This is a genomic window from Streptomyces sp. CRN 30 (assembly GCF_034105845.1).
The window spans coordinates 1-3,665 of the sequence record NZ_JAVRHI010000391.1 but is presented as its reverse complement, the minus strand read 5'-3'; the positions used below and the strand labels follow the sequence as shown (position 1 = coordinate 3,665).

The 3,665-nt window shown below is 75.8% G+C and carries 4 protein-coding genes; 1 reads left to right on the top strand and 3 read right to left on the bottom strand.

Annotation, left to right across the window (positions count from 1 at the left end; all coding sequences use genetic code 11):
* The coding region (locus UW392_RS42310) for an FAD-dependent oxidoreductase (protein WP_320780611.1) at window positions 1–381 on the bottom strand (381 nt) is incomplete at its 3' end.
* A 214-nt stretch (window positions 382–595) separates the two neighbouring features.
* The gene (locus UW392_RS42305) at window positions 596–1,528 is read right to left on the bottom strand and encodes a TIGR01777 family oxidoreductase (RefSeq protein WP_320780610.1); all 933 of its coding nucleotides are present in this window, start codon (window positions 1,526–1,528) and stop codon (window positions 596–598) included.
* A 60-nt stretch (window positions 1,529–1,588) separates the two neighbouring features.
* Here UW392_RS42305 and UW392_RS42300 point away from each other — a divergent pair, with 60 nt between their 5' ends.
* On the top strand, window positions 1,589–2,077 hold the full coding sequence (locus UW392_RS42300; protein ID WP_320780609.1) for a GNAT family N-acetyltransferase: 489 nt from the start codon (window positions 1,589–1,591) through the stop codon (window positions 2,075–2,077).
* A gap of 27 nt (window positions 2,078–2,104) precedes the next feature.
* On the opposite strand, the gene UW392_RS42295 is transcribed toward UW392_RS42300, so the two are convergent.
* On the bottom strand, window positions 2,105–3,295 hold the full coding sequence (locus UW392_RS42295) for a MarP family serine protease (protein WP_320780608.1): 1,191 nt from the start codon (window positions 3,293–3,295) through the stop codon (window positions 2,105–2,107).
* Window positions 3,296–3,665: the final 370 nt, after the last annotated feature.

The window sequence follows — 3,665 nt, the reverse complement described above, 5'->3', positions numbered from 1 at the left end:
GCCTGCGAGGGCGCGTACGGCCGTGAGCGCGCCCCGGGCGCCGCGGGTGCCGGCCGGGGCGGTGGGGCCGCGCTGCAGCCGGCCGTCCACGTGCAGCAGGACGGCGGGCGAGAAGGGCCGCAGGACCAGGGGGGCCAGGGCCGGGGTGTGGCGCAGTTCCGGATAGGAGGTGAGGAGCAGGGGGGCCGTACGGTCGAGGCGGAAGCCGTCGACCTTGTCCGTGCTCATCCGGCCGCCGGCCCCTGGGGCGGCCTCCAGCACCGTGACGGTCAGCCCGGCTCTGGTCAGATGGTGGGCGGCCGCGAGGCCGGCGACTCCGGCTCCCACGACGACGACGTCCGTGTCCTCTGCGAGTTCCGCCTGGTGCACCGACTCAAGCACGTGCCCCTCCCGAGGGTCGCGCGGATGCGGAGTACTGGAGAGTGCTGGAGACGTCATGCCCCCAACAAGCGCCCGGAAAGCCCGGGTTCGGAAGGGGACATGACACAGGCTCCGAGGGTAGGTGCCGCCCTGGCATCGAGCAGTCGCGCACGGCCCTCGCACGGGCGCATGGGGGCGGGCGGGTGTGCGCCGGGGCGGCCACCCGCCCGCCGGATCAGCGCAGCGCCGCCCGGACCGCGTCCTCCACCGTCGGGAACGCGAACGTGAAGCCCGACTCCAGCAGGCGGGACGGGACCGCGCGGGTACTGCCCAGGACGTCGCCCGAGACCTCGCCGAGGACCAGGCGCAGCGCGGGGGAGGGCACCGTGAACAGGGTCGGGCGGTGCAGGACCCGCCCCATGGCCGCCGTCACCTCGCGATTGGTGGCCGGCTCCGGAGCGGTCAGGTTCACCGGGCCCGACAGCCCCGGTGTGTCGATCAGGTGCCGCAGGGCGGCCACCTCGTCGTGCAGCGAGATGAAGCTCCAGTACTGGCGGCCGTTGCCCAGCCGGCCGCCCAGCCCGGCCTTGAACAGCGGGAACAGTGGCCCCCACGCCCCGCCGCCGCGCGCCACCACCAGCCCCGTCCGGGCGAACACGGTACGGATCCCCGCCTCCCGCGCCGGAGCCGCCGCCCCCTCCCACTCCTCGCACACCCCGGGCAGGAAGCCCTCGCCCGCCGACGCCGACTCGTCGACCACGCGGTCGCCGGTCTCGCCGTAGAAGCCGATCGCGCTGCCGTTGACGAAGACCCGCGGTGGTGCGTCGAGGGCGGCCACGGCCTCGGCGAGCGTCTCCGTGCCGGACACCCGGCTGCTGCGGATCGTCGCCTTGTACGAGTCCGTCCAGCGACGTCCGGCCACGCCCGCGCCCGCGAGGTTCACCACCGCCGCGCACCCGGCGAGCGCGCCGGTGTCCACCTCGCGCCGCTCCGGGTCCCAGCGGGCCTCGTCCCGCGCGCGGGGCTCCCGCCGCACCAGCCGCACCACTTCGTGCCCGTCCGCGCGCAGCGAGCGGACCAGGGCCGTACCGATCAGCCCGGAGGCCCCGGCGACGGCGACGCGGGAGGCGGGCGGGAGGGGTCCGGCAGCACCGGTTCCATCGTTCATGGGCCCATCCTGCCGGGCGGGGTGCGCGGCCGCACCGGGCGGCCGCCGTACCGTGGCCGCATGCCCGTTCCCTACATACGCCGCGCGGTCCCGGACGACGAGGACGCCCTCGGCCGCCTCGACCGCGCCACCTGGTCCACGCTGCACTCCGTCCAGCCCCGGCCCGTGCCGCCGTACGAGCCGTTCTTCAGCGAGCGGTTCGGGCCCCGGGACCACCTCGTCGCCGAGCTCGACGGCCGGCTCGCCGGCTACCTCCGGCTGGGCTATCCCACCGCGCTGGCCTGCAACGCCCATGTGCGGCAGATCCTCGGCCTGGCCGTGGCGGAGGAGGCGCGCGGGGCCGGGGTGGGCCGGGCGCTGCTGCGGGCCGCGCGGGACGAGGCGCGGCGGCAGGGCGCGCGGCGGCTCACCCTGCGCGTCCTCGGGCACAACGCCCCCGCCCGCGCGCTCTACGCGTCCGAGGGGTTCGTGGTGGAGGGGACCCTGCCGGAGGAGTTCCTGCTCGACGGCGAGTACGTCGACGACGTGCTCATGGGACGGCGGCTGTGACGGCCCCCGGCGCCCGGCGCGCCGCGGTCACGACGCGATGAGCTCGCCCGTGTCCACCGGGGTCGTCGCGGTGCTCGCCCGCCGCGCCTCGGGGGCCACCTCGTCCGCCGTCAGGACGTAGCCCGTCCGGCTGTCGGAGGTGGAGCGGGCGAAGACCACGCCGTACACCGTGCCGTCGGTGGTGAGGAGCGGCCCGCCGGAGTTGCCGGGGCGCACGGTGGAGCGGACGGAGTAGATCTCGCGGGTGACCCGGGCCGTGCTGTAGATGTTCTGGCCGGTGGCGTCGATGCGGCTCGCGACGGTGGCCGCCTGCAGGTCGAGACCGCCGTCCTCCGGGTAGCCGGCCACGACCGCGGCGTCGCCGCGCTCGGCCGTGTCGTCGAAGCGGAGCACGGGGGCCTCGAGCGAGGGGACGTGGAGGACGGCGACGTCCTTGTCCGGGTCGAACAGGACGACCCGCGCCTCGTACGCCTGTCCCACGCCGCCGACGCGCACGGTGGGCTCGTCGATGCCCGCCACCACGTGGGCGTTGGTCATCACGCGCTGCGGGGCGTAGACGAAGCCGCTGCCCTCGCGGCCCTGGGCGCCGGAGAAGCCCTCGACCTTGACGCTGCTGCGCTGGGCGGCGTTCGTGGCGGCCGCGGTGACGCTGTCGCCGGACGGCTCGGCGACGCCCGCCGCGGGCTCGTTCTCGAACGGGTTGAAGACCTGCGGGAAGCCCGCCTCGGTGAGGGCGGAGGTGGCCCGGGAGAACCAGGCGGGCGTGGTGTCCGGCATGGTGTCCTGCACGGCGCCCAGCAGCGACGAGCCGCGTATCGCCTGGGTGACCATCGGGGACGAGGACGCGGCCAGCACGCTGGCGGCGACCCAGGCGACGACGAGCACCGCGAGGGTGTTGGCCGCGGCCCCGCCCACCCCGTCGGCCACCCGCAGCGGCCCGCGGTCCAGCTCGCGGCGGAGCAGCAGCCCGAGGCGTCCCGTCAGCTCGTGGCCGATCACGGCCGGGACCAGCACCGTCAGCACGGCCGTCAGCGTCGCGGCCGGCCTGCCCGGTGAGACCCCCACCAGGTCCATGACCCAGGGCAGCAGCCAGACGCCGAGGGCGGCACCGCCCACGAACCCGGCCAGGGCGACGCAGCCGGCGACCAGGCCGCGCCGGTAACCGGACGCCGCGTAGGCCAGGATCACCAGCAACAGCAGGATGTCGAGCACGTCCACTCCAGCCGCCTTCCTCTCGGGCCCCCTGGTACGTGCGAGTCGGGCCCGGTGATCAGGTACCCCGGCCCGAGCGGGTCAGGCGAAGCGTCCGGTCCGTGCGTACGCGGTGGGGCAATCACCGGAGAAAACGTCCCGGACCCGGACGTTGGTTCCAGGGGGTGGTACGCCACACATCGCGAAGCGGGAGTAAGCGGAGCAAAGTGGTGCCATGCGCGTCTTCCGGTCAGCGGGCGGTGGTGTCCTCGTGGCGCTCTGCTGGCTGCCCGGACTGGCCGCCGCGGCCGGGCTGGCGCTGTGCGCCGTCGGGGTGGACCGCGCGGTGGACGAGAGCGCCCGCGTGGCCGCCCGCCCCGCCTCCGCGCACCCGGCC